This window comes from Rathayibacter sp. AY1C7, from assembly GCF_002931865.1.
Classification (GTDB): domain Bacteria; phylum Actinomycetota; class Actinomycetes; order Actinomycetales; family Microbacteriaceae; genus Rathayibacter.
Genome location: NZ_PSWB01000001.1, coordinates 1 through 17,684, shown reverse-complemented (window position 1 = coordinate 17,684; position 17,684 = coordinate 1). Strand labels below are relative to the sequence as shown.

Sequence of the window (17,684 nt, the reverse complement as noted above, 5' to 3'; positions counted from 1 at the left end):
AGCGTTCCCGGCTCGCCCTCGGCCGGTTCTCCGAATCCGTTCAGAGACCTTCAAGTGGCCTGTGCGATTCTGTCCGGGTGACTCAGCAGACGCCGTTCAGCGGCCGAGGGCCGGCCTTCCCCACGATCCCGCGCGGGGAGATCCTCGCCACGTTCGACACGTACCAGGAGGCGCAGGCCGCCGTCGACGTGCTCGCCCGCGCCGACTTCCCGGTGCGCCAGCTCGCCATCATCGGCAACGAGCTCAAGAGCGTCGAGCGGGTGACCGGCAAGCTCACCTGGGGCCGCGTCGCCCTCGCCGGAGCGGCCTCCGGCGCCTGGCTCGGTGTCTTCCTGGGCCTCCTGCTCATCATCTTCTCGCCGACGACGGAGTTCTCCTTCCTCATCGCGGCGGTCCTCCTCGGCGCCGGCTTCGGGATGCTCTTCGGGCTCGCCTCCTACGCCGTGAACCGCCGCCGTCGCGACTTCACCTCGACCATGCAGGTGATCGCGACCAGCTACTCCGTGCTCGTGGACCCCGAGGTGGTCAACCGCGCGCGCAACCTGCTCGACGGCGGCACCTCCCCGGCGGAGGCGCCGCAGACGGCCTGGGCTCCGCCGCCCGCCGCGGTCGGCGACCCGCAGCCGCAGCCCGTCCGCCCCGAGGACGACCCGCGCTGACGATCCTCCGCGAAGGCCCCCGGTCCGCCGGGGGCCTTCGTCGTTCCCGGGGCGGGGCGGATCAGGCGGAGCCGACGGGCGGGAGGACGATGTCGACCGCGAGACCCCGGGGGGAGCGGTTGACCAGGGCGACCGTCCCGCCGGCCGAGAGCACGGTGGTGTGCACCAGGGCCAGTCCGAGACCGCTGCCGCCGGAGGCGAGGGTCCGGGAGTCGTCCGGGCGGGAGAAGCGGTCGAAGGCGACCGGGATGAAGGCGTCCGGCATCCCCGGTCCGTCGTCCGAGACGCTGAGCATCAGGCGCCCGTCCGACTGCGAGAGGGAGGCGACGATCATGCCGCCGCCGTTCATCGCCTGGATCGCGTTCCTCACGAGGTTGTCGATCACCCGGCCGAAGTCCTGGGACGCGACCGCGTAGAGCCGGGCCGGCTCGCGCTCGTCGATCTCGTAGTCGATCTCCACCCCCGACTCCGAGGCGAGCAGGCGGGTGCGGTCGACGGCGCCCACCAGCTCGTCGACGAGCTCGGCGAAGGGAGCGGTCGGGCGGACGGTGCGGCTCTCGATGCGCGAGATGTCGAGCAGGGCGGACGCGAGGCGCACGAGCCGGTCGACGCTCTTCTGCGCGTCGAGGATGACCCGGTCGACCGCGACCGGATCGTCGACGCGGTGGTGGGCGATCTCGAGCTGGGCGGAGAGCGCGGCGAGGGGAGTGCGGAGCTCGTGGCTCGCATCCGACACCATCTGCTTCTCCCGGGCCAGCGACGCGGTCTGCTTGGTCAGGAACGCGTTCAGCGTCACCGCGAGCTCGTCGATCTCGTCGCGCGTGCCGACGACCGGGAGCTGGTCGCCCTGCCCGGGCTCGGCGGCGATCTGATCCGCGCGCGCCCGCATCCGGCGCACCGGGGCGAGGGCCGCGCCCGTCAGGATCCACGAGGCGAGCCCGAACGTGACGACGAGGAAGATCGCGGCGTAGACGAGCACGTGGGCGAAGTCGTCGAGGACGAGCTGCGACGCGGCCTGATCGCGGGCGGAGGCGACCTGCCAGACGCCGCGATCGCTCTCGATGGCCGTGAAGCGGACCAGGTAGCTGCCGTTCGCCGTCGTCACGTCGGCGTACCGGGGCGAGGTGTCGGCCGGCTCCTCCGCCAGTGCGCTGAGCACCTCGCCGCTCAGGCGCGAGGGCATGGTCGAGGTGCTGACGCTCCCGTCGGGCGCGAGGGCGAGGAACAGCTGGCCCGTCGACGAGCCCTGCGTGCGCGGGACGTTGCCCGCCGAGATGTCGCGGTGCACCTCGTCCTCGATCGACATCAGGATCGTCCGCTCGCTGCGGTCGACGATGCCGGTGACCACCTGGTAGAAGAGCAGCGCCGCGAGCGCGAAGAGGGCGGTCGCCACAGCGACCGTTCCCACGGTGATCCTCGCGCGGATCGAGAGCGCGCCGACCCTGCGGCGTGCCGTGCTCATCCGCGACACGGGCTACTCGACCGGGCGGAGGAAGTAGCCCTTGCCGCGGACGGTCACGATGCTGACGCCCGTGTCCTCGGTCGGGAGCTTCTTGCGCAGGTAGCTGACGTACTGGTCGACGATGTTGTTGTCGACGATCTCGCCGCCGCCCCAGATCTCGGAGAGGATCCGCTGGCGGGTCACGACGGAGCCGACGGGAGTGATGAGGAGCTTGAGGAGCTCGAGCTCCTTCGGGCTGACGTGGATGCGCGAGCCGTCGGCGGTGCGCCGGATGCTCGACCCGTCCACGGTGATGCGTCCGACGTCGATCGAGGTGGACATCAGCGACGGGCTGCGGCGCAGGAGGGCCCGGAGGCGCGCGTTGAGCTCGGTGAACGCGAACGGCTTGGTCAGGTAGTCGTCCGCTCCGGCGTCGAGGCCGAAGACGCGGTCCTCGATCGCGTCCCGCGCGGTCAGCAGCATGATCGGCGTGGGCCGGCCGAGCTCGCGGATCCGGCGGCAGATCTCGAAGCCCGACATCGCCGGGAGCATGACGTCCACGATGGCGGCCGAGAACTCGGCGTTGCTGAACGCGACGAGCGCGTCGATGCCGTTCGTGGTGAGCACGGCCTCGTAGCCGGCGTCTTCGAGGCCGCCGACGAGGGCCTCACCCATGGCTGGATCGTCTTCGACGACAAGGATCTTCACGCGCTCACCCTACGGCCCGGCCCTCAGGAGGACGCACTGCGCGGGCCGTGTGTCGATCGGATGCGGGATCGACCCATCCGATCGGCGCTGGGCGACGAATGAGGAGTGACAGACCGCTCGGGGGCGTGGCGGGAGAGGCGCGATCAGTGGCGCAATTCTACTCTTCTCCCCCCGTCGGCCCGATGATACTGTTCGCGAAGTTCACCTCTACCGTCACCCGAAGGCGGCACAAACATGCTCAATATTCTTTCCATCTGGGCGCGTCTCGCGCTGTCGGTCCTCCTGTGGATCGTCCTTCTCCCCGTCATGCTCGTCCTGCTGCCGTTCCGCACGGGCAGGAGCGCCTCGCTCCCCGCCCTGCGACCGGCGCCGGTTCCCGCACAGACGGTGGCGATCGACACCCGGAGCACCAGCGGCGCGTACTAGGCCCACTTCCCGGTCGTTCCGGGCCCGACGCCGCGCTCCCATGAGCTCCGGCGTCGTCCGCCCACCGATCCCCGACACCCGAACAGCCGTGCCTTTCTCCGCCAGGAGGGGGCGCGGCTGCTCGTCGTTCCCCGGGTCGATCCCGACTGACGGACAGATGTCGATTTCGGCTACTCTCGATCGCGAGCCGCGTCAAGCCATTCGCAGAATCTCAGGGACTGGCAATGCAGTACTCGCACATGGTTCACCGATCGGAAGGAACACGGATGCTTCGCGCCACGCTCGACATCGCTGGGATCCAGCTCGATTCGACCACGGGAGCCCCCGTGCGCCCCGACACCCCGGTCTCGGTGGTCGCGTCGGCGCCTCAGAGCCTGATCTCGCGGATGCTCGGATGCCGCCGCTGCGAAGCCTGCGGAGCGGCCTCGGCCCGTCGCCGCGACGGCTTCTGCTCGGCCGACTGCGCCGGCACCTTCCACCTCTACGAGTGAGCCCGACCGGCCGAGTGCCGGTGGTGAACGTCCCGAAGGCCCGTGATCGACGATCGCGGGCCTTCGTGCTGTCCGGGGAGGGTCGGAGCGCCGGGTGAGGAGCGCCACGTTCGGACTCGGTCGCCCACCGGGTGACGCCGCTCGGTCCGTGGTGGAGGGGTGCGCCTCGAGGGGCGTCGAGCACCGGAGCTGAGCGCCCATGTGCGAGGGAGGAGAGCGGAGGACCGCGGATGTGCCCCCAGTAGGATTCGAACCTACGCCCCTGCCTCCGGAGGGCAGTGCTCTATCCCCTGAGCTATGGGGGCCAGGAGTGCCTGACCACATTAGCACCCGGGCGGGGCGGGCCCCGACGCCGGGAGCCGTCCTCGCGCATGCCACGATGGAGCCATGCTGCGCACTGTCTCCGCCTCGCTGGATCTGCGTCTGAACGGCCCGACCGACCTGATCTTCCTGGTGGCGGCGACGCCCACGGGCGACTCGTTCGAGGACTCCTTCACCGTCCGGCTCGACGGGCAGGACGTGCCGGTGCGGGAGTTCCCGGCGCGGCACGGCGCCCGCGTGCACCGCGTCGCGGGGAACGAGGGCGACCTGCGGGTCGAGTACCGGGCGCGGGTCGCCGGCCACGGCGCTCCGGACGAGCCGAGCGAGCTCGAGCTCGTCGAGTACCTGCGGCCGAGCCGGTACGCCGAGGCGGACGTGCTCGGAGGGATCGCCCGGCGCGAGTTCGGGCGGGCCCGGGGCTTCGAGGCGCTGACGGCCGTCGAGGAATGGGTGCACGGCCACCTGTCGTACGTCTACGGCTCGACGGTCGGCACCGGGGGAGCGGCGCAGGTCATCGAGAGCGGCCAGGGCGTGTGCCGGGACTTCGCGCACACGGTCGCCGGGCTCCTCCGTGCTCTCGACATCCCCGCTCGGGTGACAGCGGTCTACGCGCCGGGCCTCGAGCCGCGGGACTTCCACGCGGTCACGGAGGCCTGGGTCGGCGGCGCCTGGCACGTCGTGGACGCGACCCGGCTGGCTCCGCGCGGGTCGATGCTGCGCATCTCGTCCGGCCGGGACACGGCCGACACCGCGTTCCTCAGCAGCTACTTGACGGACCTGCGCCTGACCGGGATGAGCGTGGAGGCCGACTGCGACGCGGCGCTCGTCGACGACCACGTCTCGCCGGTGCGCCTGGGCTGACGCCGGGGCTCAGTCGGCGAGGACGCCGATCGCCGACCGCACGAGCGGCTCGGGGTCCCCCGGCTCGACGAAGGAGGCGCTGGACGCCTCGATCCAGTACTCGCCGACGAAGGCGTCCGCGACGCCCCGCCCCTCGGTCACCTGGTAGTAGCCCTCGATCTCCGGCGGCTTGCCGTAGGTGGGGACGGCCTTGCTGGTGGTGAAGAACTCGTTCTTGAGCGCCTCGATCACCGCGGGGTCGAGGTGGGCCACGGCCAGCTGCAGCTCGGCGCCCGAATCGTCGGACCATCCGCAGACCAGGCCGTCGTACTGGGCGATCTCCTCGGAGACGGCGGTGGTCCCGATGCCGTCGTCCGGGGAGAATCCGCCCCACAGGCCCGCGAGCGCCGAGGCCGGGACCAGCTGCTCGCAGGCGAGGGGGATCGGCGTGCCGCTGACGGCGCCGCTCGCGCTCGGCTCCGGGTCGGCCGCGGGGGAGCAGCCGGAGAGGGCCGCCGCGGCGAGGGCGACGAGGAGGAGGGCGGCGGGACGGCGCATGCGTCGCACCCTAGCAACGCCGCCCTGCCGAGCGGCCCCGCGGTGCAGGAGGGACGGGGGGCGCGGGCGCGGCGGCCGGTAGAATCGCTCCCCGTGACTCCCGAACAGCTCGCCGCCTCCCTGCACGCCCTCGTCCTCGACGCCGTGCAGCGACGGGGGAGCGATGCGGGCGTCGAGCTCTCGGACGTCGTGCTGGAGCGCCCGAAGAACCGCGACCACGGCGACTGGGCCTCGAACATCGCGATGAAGCTCGCGAAGCGGGTCGGCGCGAACCCGCGCGAGCTCGCCGCCGAGCTGGCCGAGGGGCTGGGCGCGGTCGAGGGCGTCGCCACGGTCGAGGTCGCCGGTCCCGGCTTCCTCAACGTCCGGCTCGAGGCCGCGGCCGCGGGTGCCCTGGCCGGCGCGATCGTCGAGGCGGGCGAGGCCTACGGCACCGGGTCCGCCTACGCCGGCGTCCGGATGAACCTCGAGTTCGTCTCCGCCAACCCCACCGGCCCCATCCACATCGGCGGGACGCGCTGGGCGGCGGTCGGCGACAGCCTGGCCCGGATGCTCCTCTCGCAGGGCGCCGAGGTGACCCGCGAGTACTACTTCAACGACCACGGCGCGCAGATCGACCGCTTCACGCGGAGCCTCCTCGCCGCCCACCGCGGCGAGCCGACCCCGGAGGACGGCTACGGCGGCGCCTACATCGGCGACATCGCCGAGCGCGTCGCGGCCGCCTACCCGGGCGACCTCGCCGTCCTGCCCGAGGAGGAGCTCGCCGAGACCTTCCGCTCGATCGGCGTCGAGCTGATGTTCGGCGAGATCAAGCAGAGCCTGCACGAGTTCGGCGTCGACTTCGACGTGTACTTCCACGAGAACTCCCTGCACGAGTCGCGTGCCGTCGACCGCGCGATCGAGCGCCTCCGCGAGCTCGGGCACATCTTCGAGGCGGACGGCGCCACCTGGCTGCGGACCACCTCGTTCGGCGACGACCGCGACCGCGTCATCATCAAGAGCGACGGGGAGGCGGCCTACATCGCGGGCGACCTCGCCTACTACCTCGACAAGCGCGAGCGCGGCTTCGATCGGGCGATCATCATGCTCGGCGCCGACCACCACGGCTACATCGGCCGGATGATGGCGATGTGCGCGGCGTTCGGCGACACCCCGGGCGTGAACCTCGAGATCCTGATCGGCCAGCTGGTCAACCTGCTCCGCGACGGGGAGGCGGTCCGGATGTCCAAGCGGGCGGGGACCGTCGTCACGATGGAGGACCTCACGGAGGCCGTCGGCGTGGACGCCGCGCGCTACTCGCTGGTGCGCTCCTCGGCCGACTCGACCCTCGACATCGACCTCGACCTGCTGACCAAGCGGAGCAACGACAACCCCGTCTACTACGTGCAGTACGCCCACGCGCGCACCCGCCAGGTCGCGGCGAAGGCCGCGGCGTCGGGCGTCCCCGTCGAGCCGTTCGCGCCCGAGACGCTGGTGCATCCGACCGAGTCGGCGCTGCTCGGCGGCCTGCAGGAGTTCCCGCGCATCGTGGCGCACGCCGCGGAGCTGCGCGAGCCGCACCGCGTCGCGCGGTACCTCGAGGAGGTCGCCGGCCTCTACCACCGCTGGTACGACAACTGCCGGGTCGTGCCGCAGGGCGAGGACCCGGTCGAGGCCGTGCACTCGACCCGGCTGCGCCTGAACGAGGCGACCGGGCAGGTGCTCCGCAACGGGCTCTCCCTGCTGGGCGTCACGGCCCCGGACCGGATGTGAGCGCGTCGGGGGCGGCGCCGCGGCGCCGGCGCGGGGGACGCGCGGCCGTGGTGGTCGTCGTGGTGCTGGTGCTGCTCGTGGTCGCGGCGGTGGTGGGCGACTCGCTCGCCCGCCGCGCCGTCGCGGACCGCGCCGCCGCGAGCCTCCGCGAGGCGCTCGCACTGCCCGCGGACCGGGCGGTGGACGTCGACGTCGCCGGCTGGGCCGTTCTCCCGCAGCTCGTCTCGGGGCGGCTGGACCGGCTCGACCTGCGCAGCTCGGACGTGACGTTCGGCGAGCTCGACGGCGACGTCGCCGCGACCCTGATCGGGGTGCCGGTGAGCGGCGTCGGAGCGGTCGAGTCCGGCAGCACGACGGTCGCGATCGACGCGGCCTCGGTCTCGCGGCTCGTCACCGAGCGCAGCACCGTTCCTGTCGACGAGGTGACGCTGGACGCTCCGCTCGTGCGCGTGACCGCCTCCGTCGAGGTGCTGGGCCTCCGGCTCGGCGCGGGCGTGGGGATGGAGCTCGCCGCCGTGGACGGCGCCATCCGGCTGACTCCGGCCGAGGTCTCCGCCGCCGGTGCGACCTTCTCGGCGACCGACTTCCGCGACCGCTTCGGCGCCGTCTCCGGCGACCTGCTCGCTCCGTCGTCCGTGTGCATCGCGGATTCGGTGCCGCGCGGACTGACGCTGACCGGGGTCGAGGTCGCCGACGAGTCGCTGAACGCGAGCTTCGCGCTCTCTCCGACGTTCCTCAGCGACCCCGCGGAGCAGGAACCGGGCACCTGCGCCTGAGCCCGCGCGGCGCCGCCGCCCCGGACCGGTAGGATCGGAGCCCTGTGCCGGCGTCTTCCGCGGGCCGAACACTGACATCGCTGGCTTCAGGGGTCAATCCGGACCCGCTCGCCCCGCAGTGACGCTCCCACTCTCTCCTGTGAGGTCTCACCCGTGGACACCGTCGACGCCCGCGCCCGCGCCCCCCGGCATCCGCTCGCGCCTGAGTGGCTGCTCACGCCCGCCGACCCGAACGCCCTGGCCGACGGCGTGTGGCCGGACAGCGCCGAGCGCGGCGGGGACGGCGGCATCCGGATCGCCGGAGTGCCCGTCGCCGAGCTCGTGCGCGAGCACGGCACTCCTCTCTACGTGGTGGACGAGGCCGACGCCCGCCGCAGGGCCGTCGAGACGCGTGAGGTCTTCGCCCGCGAGCTCGGCCGGATCGGCACCGGCGTCACGGTCTACTACGCGGGCAAGGCGTTCCTCTCGACCGAGGTCGCCCGCTGGATGCGCGACGAGGGCCTGAACCTCGACCTCTCCAGCGGCGGCGAGATGGCGGTGGCCCTCGCCGCAGGGATCGAGCCCGAGCGCTTCGGCCTCCACGGCAACAACAAGTCGCTCCGCGAGATCGACCGGGCCGTCGAGGTGGGCGCGGGCACGATCGTGCTCGACAGCCTCGTCGAGATCGAGCGCGTCGCAGCCGCGGCCGAGCGGCACGGCCGCGTGCAGGCGGTGCGCCTCCGGGTCAACAGCGGAGTGCACGCGCACACCCACGAGTTCCTCGCCACGGCGCACGAGGACCAGAAGTTCGGCCTCGCACTCGCCGACTGCCCGGCCGCGGTCGCCCGCATCCGCTCCTTCTCCTCCCTGCGATTCCTCGGGCTGCACTGCCACATCGGATCCCAGATCTTCGGCTCCGCCGGGTTCGCGGAGTCGGCGTCGCGCCTGCTCGACGTCCACGCGGCACTGCTCGCGGACGGCCCCGTGCCGGAGCTCAACCTCGGCGGCGGCTTCGGCATCGCGTACACCAGTGCCGACCACCCGACCCCGATCGCCGAGATCGCGGCCGCCGTCGCCGACGCGGTCGCCGAGCAGTGCTCCGCCCGCGGCGTCCCGGTGCCGCACATCGCGATCGAGCCCGGCCGCTCGCTGATCGGGCCCGCCGGCGTCACCCTCTACGAGGTGGGCACCGTGAAGGACGTGACGGTCGGCTCCGAGGGCTCGACCGCGGTCCGCCGCTACGTCAGCGTCGACGGCGGCATGAGCGACAACGCCCGTCCGGCGCTCTACGGTGCCGACTACACGGCGCGGATCGCCGACCGCTCCTCCTCGGCCGAGCCCGCCCTCGTCCGGGTGGCCGGGAAGCACTGCGAGTCGGGCGACATCGTCGTCCACGACGACTTCCTGCCCGCGGACGTGCGGCCGGGCGATCTGCTCGCCGTCGCCGCGACCGGCGCCTACTGCTGGTCGCTCGCCAGCAACTACAACTACCTCGGGCGCCCCCCGGTGGTCGCCGTCCGCGACGGGCGCTCGCGCGTCCTCGTGCGCGGCGAGACCGAGGAGGACCTCCTCCGCCGCGACGCCGGCATCGAACGAAAGGCCACCTCCCGATGATCGAGTACCGCAGCCTCCGCGTCGCCCTGCTGGGCGCCGGGTCCGTCGGTGCCCAGGTGGCGCGCCTCCTGCTCGACCACGGCGACGAGCTCGCCCAGCGCGTGGGGGCGCCGCTGGAGCTCGTGGGCGTGGCCGTCAGGGACGTGGACGCGCCCCGCACCGCCGACATCCCGAAGCACCTGCTCACCACCGACGCCGAGTCGCTGATCCTGGGCGCCGACATCGTGGTCGAGCTGGTCGGCGGGCTCGAGCCCGCCCGCAGCCACATCCTCACGGCGATCTCGTCGGGCGCGGACGTGATCACAGCCAACAAGGCGCTGCTCGCCGCCCACGGCAACGAGCTCTTCGAGGCCGCCGACCAGGTGGGCGCCCAGCTCAACTACGAGGCGGCCGTCGCCGGCGCGATCCCGATCATCCGGCCGCTGCGCGACAGCCTCGCCGGCGACCGGGTCCACCGCATCCTCGGCATCGTCAACGGCACGACCAACTACATCCTCGACCGGATGGACACCGAGCACGCGAGCCTCGAGGACGCGCTCGCCCGCGCGACCGAGCTCGGCTACGCCGAGTCCGACCCGACCGCCGACATCGAGGGCTACGACGCGGCGCAGAAGGCGGCGATCCTCGCCCGCCTCGCGTTCCACACCGACGTCCCGGTCACCCTGGTGCACCGCGAGGGGATCACCGGCATCACGAAGGCGCAGGTCGACCAGGCCCGCGACTCCGGCTACGTGATCAAGCTGCTCGCGATCTGCGAGCGGCTGACCGACGCCAAGACCGGCGTGGAGGGCGTGTCCGCACGGGTCTACCCCGCGCTCGTGCACCGCTCCCACCCGCTCGCGGCCGTGCATGGGGCCAACAACGCGGTCTTCGTCGAGGCGGAGGCGGCCGGCGACCTGATGTTCTACGGCGCCGGCGCCGGCGGGATCGAGACGGCCTCCGCCGTCCTCGGAGACGTCGTCTCGGCCGCCCGCCGTCACGTCGTCGGCGGCCCCGGCCTGGTGACCAGCGCGAGCTCCGGACTCGCGGTCCTCCCGATCGGACACGTCACGACCCGATACCAGGTCACCCTCGAGGTGCTCGACCGCCCCGGCGTGCTCGCGCAGATCGCGGGCGTCTTCGCCGACCACGGCGTCTCGGTCGAGACCCTGGTGCAGACCCCGCCCGGTGCCGACCCGCTGGAGGAGCAGGGCGGTGCGGAGCGGCGCGAGCCGACCGCTACCCTGGTCATCGGCACGCACGCCGCGGCGGAATCCGATCTGGCGGCCACCGTCACCGCCCTCCATTCGCATGGTTTCGTCGGCGCCGTGACGTCCGTTCTACGAGTTGAAGGAGCCTGAGATGGCCAAGCAGTGGCGCGGAGTCCTGCACGAGTACGCGGACCGCCTCGATGTCACCGAGGCGACCCCGGTCATCACTCTCGGCGAGGGCGGCACGCCGCTCATCCCCGCAGCGGCCCTCTCGGCGCGCACGGGCGCGAAGGTGTGGGTCAAGTACGAGGGCATGAACCCGACCGGCTCCTTCAAGGACCGCGGCATGACCATGGCGATCTCGAAGGCCGTCGAGCACGGCGCGAAGGCCGTCATCTGCGCCTCGACCGGCAACACCTCCGCGTCGGCCGCCGCCTACGCGACGCACGCCGGCATCACCGCGGCCGTCCTGGTGCCGGAGGGCAAGATCGCCCTGGGCAAGCTCAGCCAGGCGATCGCGCACAACGCGCAGCTGCTGCAGGTGCAGGGCAACTTCGACGACTGCCTCGACATCGCCCGCGACCTCGCGAAGAACTACCCGGTCCACCTGGTCAACTCGGTGAACCCGGACCGCATCGCCGGCCAGAAGACCGCGGCCTTCGAGGTCGTCGAGGTGCTGGGCGACGCGCCGGACTTCCACATCGTCCCGGTCGGCAACGCGGGCAACTACACCGCCTACTTCCGCGGCTACTCGGAGGAGCTGGAGCGCGGCGAGTCGACCCGCCTCCCGCGCATGTTCGGCTTCCAGGCCGAGGGCTCCGCTCCGATCGTGCACGGCGCCCCGGTCCGCCACCCCGAGACGATCGCCAGCGCGATCCGGATCGGCAACCCGGCCTCGTGGGAGCTCGCCCTGAACGCGCGCACCGTCAGCGACGGCTACTTCGGCGCGATCAGCGACGAGAAGATCCTCGAGGCGTACCGCATCCTCGCGGGCGAGGTCGGCGTCTTCGTCGAGCCGGCGTCGGCGATCAGCGTCGCGGGGCTCCTCGAGCGCGCCGAGGCCGGAGCGATCCCGAAGGACGCGACCGTCGTCCTGACGGTCACCGGCCACGGGCTCAAGGACCCGCAGTGGGCGCTCCGCACGGCCGACGGCGCGGACATCACGCCGACCGTCGTCCCGGTCGACACCGCCGCGATCGCGGACGTGCTGGGGCTGGCCGGCGCATGACCTCGGCGGTTCCCGTCGGCCGCACCGTCCACGTCAAGGTCCCCGCCACCTCGGCGAACCTGGGCCCCGGCTTCGACACGCTCGGCCTGGCGCTCTCGTTCTACGACGAGCTCGATGTGACGGCCGTCGCGGCCACGGGTGCGCGGGTCACCGTGCACGGAGTCGGCGAGGGCGAGGTGGCGACCGACGAGACGAACCTCGTCGTGCAGGCCATCGCGTACACGTTCGCCGACCAGCGGCAGGAGATGCCCGGCATCGAGGTGATCGCGCGCAACATCATCCCTCACGGCCGCGGGATGGGCTCGTCCGGCGCCGCGATCGTCTCCGGCATCATGGCCGCGAAGGGCCTGCTCGAGGGCGTCGTCGAGCTCGACTCGGACGACCTCCTCCGCATCGCCACCGAGATGGAGGGGCACCCCGACAACGTGGCGCCCGCACTGTTCGGCGGCCTCACCATCGCCTGGGTCGAGCCGCACGCCTCCGGCGCCGACGACTCGCCGCTGCGACCGCGCTCCAAGAAGCTCATGGTCCACCGCGGCGTGTCCCCGGTCGTCTTCGTGCCCGAGCACACCATGTCGACGCGGCTGGCCCGCTCGCTGCAGCCGCAGAGCGTGCCGCACGAGGACGCGGTGTTCAACGTCTCGCGCTCCTCGCTCCTGATCGCCGCTCTCATCCAGAGCCCGGAGCTGCTGTTCGCGGCGACCGAGGACAAGCTGCACCAGAACTACCGCGCGGCCGCCATGCCCGAGACCTCAGCGCTGATCGCGTTGCTGCGCTCGCACGGCTACGCGGCCGTCGTCTCGGGTGCCGGACCGAGCGTCCTGGTGCTCTGCAGCGACCCCGCACAGCGCCTCGCCGCCGCGGATCTGGTGGAGCGGGAGGCCCCCACGCCGTGGCGCGCGCACATGCTGGCCGTCGACTTCAAGGGTGCTACAGTGGGGACCGCATCCCGAGGAACCGCGTAACGAGCGGAATCTGTCCGACGGATCGTCCCGACAACCACGGCCATCACATCGTGTGAAGGGCGCCCCTGCTCCTCTTGCAGACCGGCGCCTGGTCTCCGGGCCCTCTCCTCGCTCTCTGCGGCAGTCGGTCCCGGCGGCCGAGAGCATCGCGTGGATCAGAACACGCGATGGCACCGCACGGTCGATGAGCTCTCCCGGTGAGCACTCGTTCCCGGGGGGAAGGAACCCTCTCCAGTGACAGACGTCAACACCCACGGCTCGACCGTGGACCTCACCGCCGACCTCTCCGGTCTGCGCGTCGCCGAGCTCCAGGCTCTCGCGACGCGGCTCGGCCTCGGCGGCGCCTCCAAGCTCCGCAAGGGCGAGCTGGTCCAGGCCATCTCGGACCTGCGCGCCGCCTCCGCCGAGGACGCGCCCGCCGCGATCGCCGACGCGGTCGCTCCGGACGCCGCAGCGGTCGCCCCGGACGTCGACGCCACCGGCGTCGAGGCCGAGCCGGCCGATGTGGCCGAGCAGTCCGCTCCGCAGCCCGAGGCGCCGGCGGAGCTGCCGACGCCCGTCGAGAGCACCGAGGCCGACACGGCCGACGTCCTCGAGCAGGCCGCGCCCACCGTCGACGAGCCTTCCGCGACGGCCGCCGAGTCGGCCCCCGTCGAGCTCGAGCTCCCCGCGGCGGCCGAGCCGGTCGCCGAGCCCGCCGAGCGCGCGCCCCGCCGACGCAGCTCGCGCCGCGCCTCCAGCGGCACCGTCGCCGCCGGCGAGCACCTCAACATCCCCGGCGGGACCGGCGTCGAGTCGCTGATCCCCGACCTCCCCGTCATCGAGCAGGACCGCGACGCCGACCAGGCCGCGAAGCCCGTCATCGACATCGAGCTGCCCAACGGGCCGGAGTCGGACGACTCCTCCCGCGAGGGCGGCCAGCGCGAGCGCCGCGGACGCCGCCGCAGCCGCGGGGGCGCCTCCGAGCAGAGCGAGCAGGCCGAGCAGGCGCCCGCCGAGAACGACGCCGACTCCTCCGACTCCGGCGACCAGCAGGAGCAGCAGGGCGGAGACCAGCAGCAGAACGGCGACCAGCAGGGCACCGGCCGCGGCCGCAACCGCCGCAACCGGAACCGCAACCGCGGGGACGACCGCCAGAACGATGCTCAGCAGAGCCCCGCCGCGCAGTCCCAGCCGCAGAACGGCCAGGGCGCGCGCGGCGCCGCGCAGTCCGAGGGCCAGCAGGCTCCTCAGCAGAACGGCTCCGGACAGCCCCAGAACGGCCAGCAGGCCGAGGGCGAGGACGGCCGCCGCAGCCGCTACCGCGACCGCAAGCGCCGCGGCGGAGCGATCGGCGACGACTTCGAGCCCGAGATCGGCGAGGACGACGTCCTCATCCCGGTCGCCGGCATCCTCGACGTCCTCGACAACTACGCCTTCGTGCGCACCACCGGGTACCTGCCCGGCGTCAGCGACGTCTACGTCTCCCTCGGCCAGGTCAAGAAGTACAACCTGCGCAAGGGCGACGCGGTCGTCGGCGCCATCCGCCAGCCCCGCGAGGGCGAGGGCGGCGGCCGCCAGAAGTACAACGCGATCGTCCGCGTCGACTCGATCAACGGCCAGACCGTCGAGGAGGCCGCTGCGCGCGTCGAGTTCCAGAAGCTCACGCCGCTCTACCCGACCGAGCGCCTGCGCCTCGAGACCGAGCCCGGCAAGCTGACCCAGCGGATCATCGACCTGGTCGCCCCGATCGGCAAGGGACAGCGCGGCCTGATCGTCGCGCCGCCCAAGGCCGGCAAGACCATCGTCCTGCAGCAGATCGCCAACGCGATCGTGCAGAACAACCCCGAGGTCCACCTGATGGTCGTCCTGGTCGACGAGCGTCCCGAGGAGGTCACCGACATGCAGCGCACCGTGCGCGGCGAGGTCGTCGCCTCCACCTTCGACCGCCCGGCCGAGGACCACACGACCGTCGCCGAGCTCGCGATCGAGCGCGCCAAGCGCCTGGTCGAGCTGGGCCACGACGTGGTCGTGCTGCTCGACTCCATCACCCGTCTCGGCCGCGCCTACAACGTGACCGCTCCTCCCTCGGGCCGCGTCCTCTCGGGCGGCGTGGACGCCTCGGCGCTGTACCCGCCGAAGAAGTTCTTCGGCGCGGCGCGCAACATCGAGAACGGCGGCTCGCTCACCATCCTCGCGACGGCGCTCATCGAGACCGGCTCGAAGATGGACGAGGTGATCTTCGAGGAGTTCAAGGGCACCGGCAACATGGAGCTCCGCCTCTCCCGCCACCTCGCCGACAAGCGGATCTTCCCCGCCGTCGACGTGAACGCCTCCGGCACGCGCCGCGAGGAGATGCTGCTCAGCGCCGACGAGGTCAAGATCACCTGGAAGCTGCGCCGCGCCCTCGCCGGGCTCGACCAGCAGCAGGCGCTGGAGATCATCCTGTCGCGCCTGAAGGAGACCTCGTCCAACGTCGAGTTCCTCATGCAGGTCTCGAAGTCGGCCGTCGGCCCGGCCACCGCAGGCCACGGCAACGGCCACCACTAGCGCCCCGACGTCCGCGGTCGCCCCTGTCACCGGGGGCGGCCGCGGACGTTTTCGCGTCCCCGGGCGATGAGCCCGACCCCGACCACCTCCGGAAGCCAGGACCCCATGTTCGAATCCGTCAGCGTCCTCCTCGCCGAGCACGAGGACCTGCAGACGCAGCTCTCCGACCCGGCACTCCACGCCGATGCCGCCCGCGCCAAGAAGGTCAACCGGCGCTACGCGGAGCTGAGCCAGATCAAGGCGGCCCACTCCGCCTGGATCGAGGCCGGCGAGGACCTCGAGGCCGCGCGCGAGCTCGCCCGCGAGGACGAGGCCTTCGCGGAGGAGGTCCCCGAGCTGGAGGAGTCGCTGCGGGTGGCGCAGGAGAAGCTGCGGCGCCTGCTCATCCCGCGCGACCCCGACGACGGCCGCGACGTCATCATGGAGATCAAGGGCGGCGAGGGCGGAGCCGAGAGCGCGCTGTTCGCGGCCGACCTCCTCCGGATGTACCTCCACTACGCCGAGGCGAAGGGCTGGAAGACGGAGATCCTCGACCGCGACGAGTCCGACCTCGGCGGCTACAAGAACGTGCAGGTCGCGATCAAGAGCAACGCCACCGATCCCTCGCAGGGCGTGTGGGCGCACCTCAAGTACGAGGGCGGCGTGCACCGGGTGCAGCGCGTCCCCGTGACCGAGTCGCAGGGGCGGATCCACACCTCGACCACGGGCGTGCTCGTGTTCCCCGAGGTGGACGCGCCCGAGGAGGTCGCGATCAACCAGAACGACCTGAAGATCGACGTCTACCGCTCCTCCGGTCCCGGCGGGCAGTCCGTCAACACGACCGACTCCGCCGTGCGGATCACCCACCTCCCGACCGGCATCGTCGTCTCGATGCAGAACGAGAAGAGCCAGCTGCAGAACCGTGAAGCGGGCATGCGCGTGCTGCGCGCCCGCATCCTGGCCCGCCAGCAGGAGGAGATCGCCGCGGCGGCCTCGGACGCGCGCAAGACGCAGATCCGCACGATGGACCGCTCCGAGCGCATCCGGACCTACAACTTCCCCGAGAACCGCATCGCCGACCACCGCACCGGCTACAAGGCGTACAACCTCGACGGAGTGATGAACGGCGCGCTCGACCCGGTGGTGGAGAGCGCCATCCAGGCCGACGAGGAGGCCCGCCTGGCCGACATCGGCTCCGAGGAGGCGTGACGCTCGTGACCACCGGCGTCGACGCGCGCACCCTCCTCGCGGACGCGGTCGCCCGCCTCGCCGCCGCCCGCGTCCCCACGCCGGACGTCGATGCGGAGCTGCTTCTCGGGCACCTGCTCGGGCTCGGCCGCGGCCGGCTGCAGGCGCGCCTCATCACGGGGCTGACCGTCGACGACGAGCCCGCCGCGGCGTTCGCGAGCGCGATCGAGCGCCGGTCGGCTCGCGAGCCGCTGCAGCACATCACCGGGATCGCGCCGTTCCGCTCGCTCGAGCTCGCGGTCGGACCCGGCGTGTTCGTCCCGCGACCCGAGACCGAGGGCGTCGCGCAGATCGCGATCGACGCGCTCCGTGCGGTCGTCGACCCGGAGCCGATCGCCGTCGACCTCGGCACGGGCAGCGGAGCCCTGGCGCTCGCGCTCGCGCATGAGGTGCCGCACGCGCGCGTGATCGGCGTGGAGAACGCTCCCGAGGCGTTCATCTGGGCCCGCGGCAACCGCGAGCGGCTCGGGCTCGAGAACGCCCGCATCGTCTTCGACGACCTCGCCCGGGCGCTTCCCGAGCTGGACGGCACCGTCTCGGTCGTCGTCTCGAACCCGCCCTACATCCCGGCCGCCGCCGTCCCGCGCGACCCGGAGGTGCGCCTGTTCGACCCGCCCTCGGCGCTCTACGGAGGCGAGGACGGCCTGGACGTCGTCCGCTCGCTCTCGGCGACCGCCCTCCGGCTGCTCCGCTCCGGGGGAGTGCTGGTGATGGAGCACGGCGAGCTGCAGGGCGCCGAGATCCGCGCCCTGCTCACCGCCGACGGCTGGCGCGGAGCGACCACGCAGCGCGACCTCACCGGCCGCGACCGCGCGACGGTGGCGGTGCGCTGAGGCGTCGCGGAGCTCTGGCCTGTCCGCCCGGGCCGTCCGATCTCAGTCGTCGAAGGTGATGTCGAGGTAGGGGGTGGTGGTGGATTCGCGGGTCTCGATGCGGACGACGCTGCCTGCTGTTCCCGGGGGGAGGTGGGCTTGGTCGAT

At 72.5% G+C, this 17,684-nt stretch carries 16 protein-coding genes and 1 tRNA gene; 13 read left to right on the top strand and 4 right to left on the bottom strand.

The window, feature by feature from the left end; all coding sequences use genetic code 11:
• Window positions 1–77: 77 nt before the first annotated feature.
• Window positions 78–659 carry a general stress protein gene (locus tag C5C69_RS00085; RefSeq protein ID WP_258063423.1) on the top strand — a complete coding sequence of 194 codons (582 nt, stop codon included), beginning with the start codon at window positions 78–80 and terminating at the stop codon, window positions 657–659.
• A gap of 61 nt (window positions 660–720) precedes the next feature.
• Here C5C69_RS00085 and C5C69_RS00080 read toward each other — a convergent pair whose 3' ends face one another.
• Window positions 721–2,121: a cell wall metabolism sensor histidine kinase WalK gene (locus tag C5C69_RS00080; RefSeq protein WP_146083582.1), complete on the bottom strand. Its 1,401-nt coding sequence runs from the start codon at window positions 2,119–2,121 to the stop codon at window positions 721–723.
• A gap of 12 nt (window positions 2,122–2,133) precedes the next feature.
• Window positions 2,134–2,808 (bottom strand): response regulator transcription factor, encoded by a 675-nt coding sequence (locus tag C5C69_RS00075; protein WP_258059273.1) that lies wholly within the window; start codon window positions 2,806–2,808, stop codon window positions 2,134–2,136.
• 234 nt (window positions 2,809–3,042) lie between these two features.
• On the opposite strand from C5C69_RS00075, the gene C5C69_RS00070 reads away from it, so the two are divergent.
• Both C5C69_RS00070 and C5C69_RS00065 read left to right on the top strand, forming a co-directional pair.
• Window positions 3,043–3,234, top strand: a complete 192-nt coding sequence (locus C5C69_RS00070; RefSeq protein WP_104232732.1) for a hypothetical protein — start codon at window positions 3,043–3,045, stop codon at window positions 3,232–3,234.
• A 266-nt stretch (window positions 3,235–3,500) separates the two neighbouring features.
• Window positions 3,501–3,725, top strand: coding sequence for a hypothetical protein (locus tag C5C69_RS00065; protein ID WP_104232731.1), 225 nt, complete (start codon window positions 3,501–3,503; stop codon window positions 3,723–3,725).
• A gap of 233 nt (window positions 3,726–3,958) precedes the next feature.
• On the opposite strand, the gene C5C69_RS00060 is transcribed toward C5C69_RS00065, so the two are convergent.
• A tRNA-Arg gene (locus C5C69_RS00060) sits at window positions 3,959–4,030 on the bottom strand.
• 82 nt (window positions 4,031–4,112) lie between these two features.
• Here C5C69_RS00060 and C5C69_RS00055 point away from each other — a divergent pair.
• A complete protein-coding gene (locus C5C69_RS00055) occupies window positions 4,113–4,907 on the top strand; it encodes a transglutaminase family protein (protein ID WP_104232730.1) in 795 nt (264 codons plus the stop codon).
• A 9-nt stretch (window positions 4,908–4,916) separates the two neighbouring features.
• On the opposite strand, the gene C5C69_RS00050 is transcribed toward C5C69_RS00055, so the two are convergent.
• Window positions 4,917–5,444: a hypothetical protein gene (locus C5C69_RS00050; RefSeq protein WP_104257075.1), complete on the bottom strand. Its 528-nt coding sequence runs from the start codon at window positions 5,442–5,444 to the stop codon at window positions 4,917–4,919.
• Between the two features lie 93 nt (window positions 5,445–5,537).
• Here C5C69_RS00050 and argS point away from each other — a divergent pair, with 93 nt between their 5' ends.
• The 9 genes from argS (at window position 5,538) to prmC (ending at window position 17,537) form a co-directional block, all read left to right on the top strand.
• Window positions 5,538–7,196, top strand: coding sequence for an arginine--tRNA ligase (gene argS / locus C5C69_RS00045; RefSeq protein ID WP_104222999.1), 1,659 nt, complete (start codon window positions 5,538–5,540; stop codon window positions 7,194–7,196).
• A 47-nt stretch (window positions 7,197–7,243) separates the two neighbouring features.
• Window positions 7,244–7,972 (top strand): LmeA family phospholipid-binding protein, encoded by a 729-nt coding sequence (locus C5C69_RS00040; protein ID WP_104262485.1) that lies wholly within the window; start codon window positions 7,244–7,246, stop codon window positions 7,970–7,972.
• Window positions 7,973–8,125: 153 nt separating this feature from the next.
• Window positions 8,126–9,565 (top strand): diaminopimelate decarboxylase, encoded by a 1,440-nt coding sequence (gene lysA / locus C5C69_RS00035; RefSeq protein WP_104257074.1) that lies wholly within the window; start codon window positions 8,126–8,128, stop codon window positions 9,563–9,565.
• Window positions 9,562–10,905, top strand: a complete 1,344-nt coding sequence (locus C5C69_RS00030; RefSeq protein WP_104257073.1) for a homoserine dehydrogenase — start codon at window positions 9,562–9,564, stop codon at window positions 10,903–10,905. The genes lysA and C5C69_RS00030 overlap by 4 nt, the downstream gene beginning before the upstream one ends.
• A gap of 1 nt (window position 10,906) precedes the next feature.
• Window positions 10,907–11,983, top strand: a complete 1,077-nt coding sequence (gene thrC, locus C5C69_RS00025; protein WP_104223003.1) for a threonine synthase — start codon at window positions 10,907–10,909, stop codon at window positions 11,981–11,983.
• Window positions 11,980–12,948, top strand: a complete 969-nt coding sequence (thrB, locus tag C5C69_RS00020) for a homoserine kinase (RefSeq protein WP_104223004.1) — start codon at window positions 11,980–11,982, stop codon at window positions 12,946–12,948. Before thrC ends, thrB begins: the two co-directional genes overlap by 4 nt.
• 234 nt (window positions 12,949–13,182) lie before the next feature.
• Window positions 13,183–15,477, top strand: a complete 2,295-nt coding sequence (gene rho / locus C5C69_RS00015) for a transcription termination factor Rho (RefSeq protein ID WP_104257072.1) — start codon at window positions 13,183–13,185, stop codon at window positions 15,475–15,477.
• Between the two features lie 105 nt (window positions 15,478–15,582).
• Window positions 15,583–16,665, top strand: a complete 1,083-nt coding sequence (prfA, locus tag C5C69_RS00010) for a peptide chain release factor 1 (RefSeq protein WP_104257071.1) — start codon at window positions 15,583–15,585, stop codon at window positions 16,663–16,665.
• Window positions 16,662–17,537, top strand: coding sequence for a peptide chain release factor N(5)-glutamine methyltransferase (gene prmC / locus C5C69_RS00005; RefSeq protein ID WP_104257070.1), 876 nt, complete (start codon window positions 16,662–16,664; stop codon window positions 17,535–17,537). The genes prfA and prmC overlap by 4 nt, the downstream gene beginning before the upstream one ends.
• The last annotated feature ends 147 nt before the right edge of the window (window positions 17,538–17,684 follow it).

Excerpts from the sequence above, each read along its gene's own strand:
- thrC (WP_104223003.1), top strand. The coding sequence starts at position 10,907 with ATGGCCAAGCAGTGGCGCGGAGTCCTGCACGAGTACGCGGACCGCCTC.
- thrB (WP_104223004.1), top strand. The coding sequence starts at position 11,980 with ATGACCTCGGCGGTTCCCGTCGGCCGCACCGTCCACGTCAAGGTCCCC.
- C5C69_RS00050 (WP_104257075.1), bottom strand. The coding sequence starts at position 5,444 with ATGCGCCGTCCCGCCGCCCTCCTCCTCGTCGCCCTCGCCGCGGCGGCC.
- C5C69_RS00030 (WP_104257073.1), top strand. The coding sequence starts at position 9,562 with ATGATCGAGTACCGCAGCCTCCGCGTCGCCCTGCTGGGCGCCGGGTCC.
- C5C69_RS00080 (WP_146083582.1), bottom strand. The coding sequence starts at position 2,121 with ATGAGCACGGCACGCCGCAGGGTCGGCGCGCTCTCGATCCGCGCGAGG.
- C5C69_RS00055 (WP_104232730.1), top strand. The coding sequence starts at position 4,113 with ATGCTGCGCACTGTCTCCGCCTCGCTGGATCTGCGTCTGAACGGCCCG.
- C5C69_RS00065 (WP_104232731.1), top strand. The coding sequence starts at position 3,501 with ATGCTTCGCGCCACGCTCGACATCGCTGGGATCCAGCTCGATTCGACC.
- prfA (WP_104257071.1), top strand. The coding sequence starts at position 15,583 with ATGTTCGAATCCGTCAGCGTCCTCCTCGCCGAGCACGAGGACCTGCAG.
- C5C69_RS00070 (WP_104232732.1), top strand. The coding sequence starts at position 3,043 with ATGCTCAATATTCTTTCCATCTGGGCGCGTCTCGCGCTGTCGGTCCTC.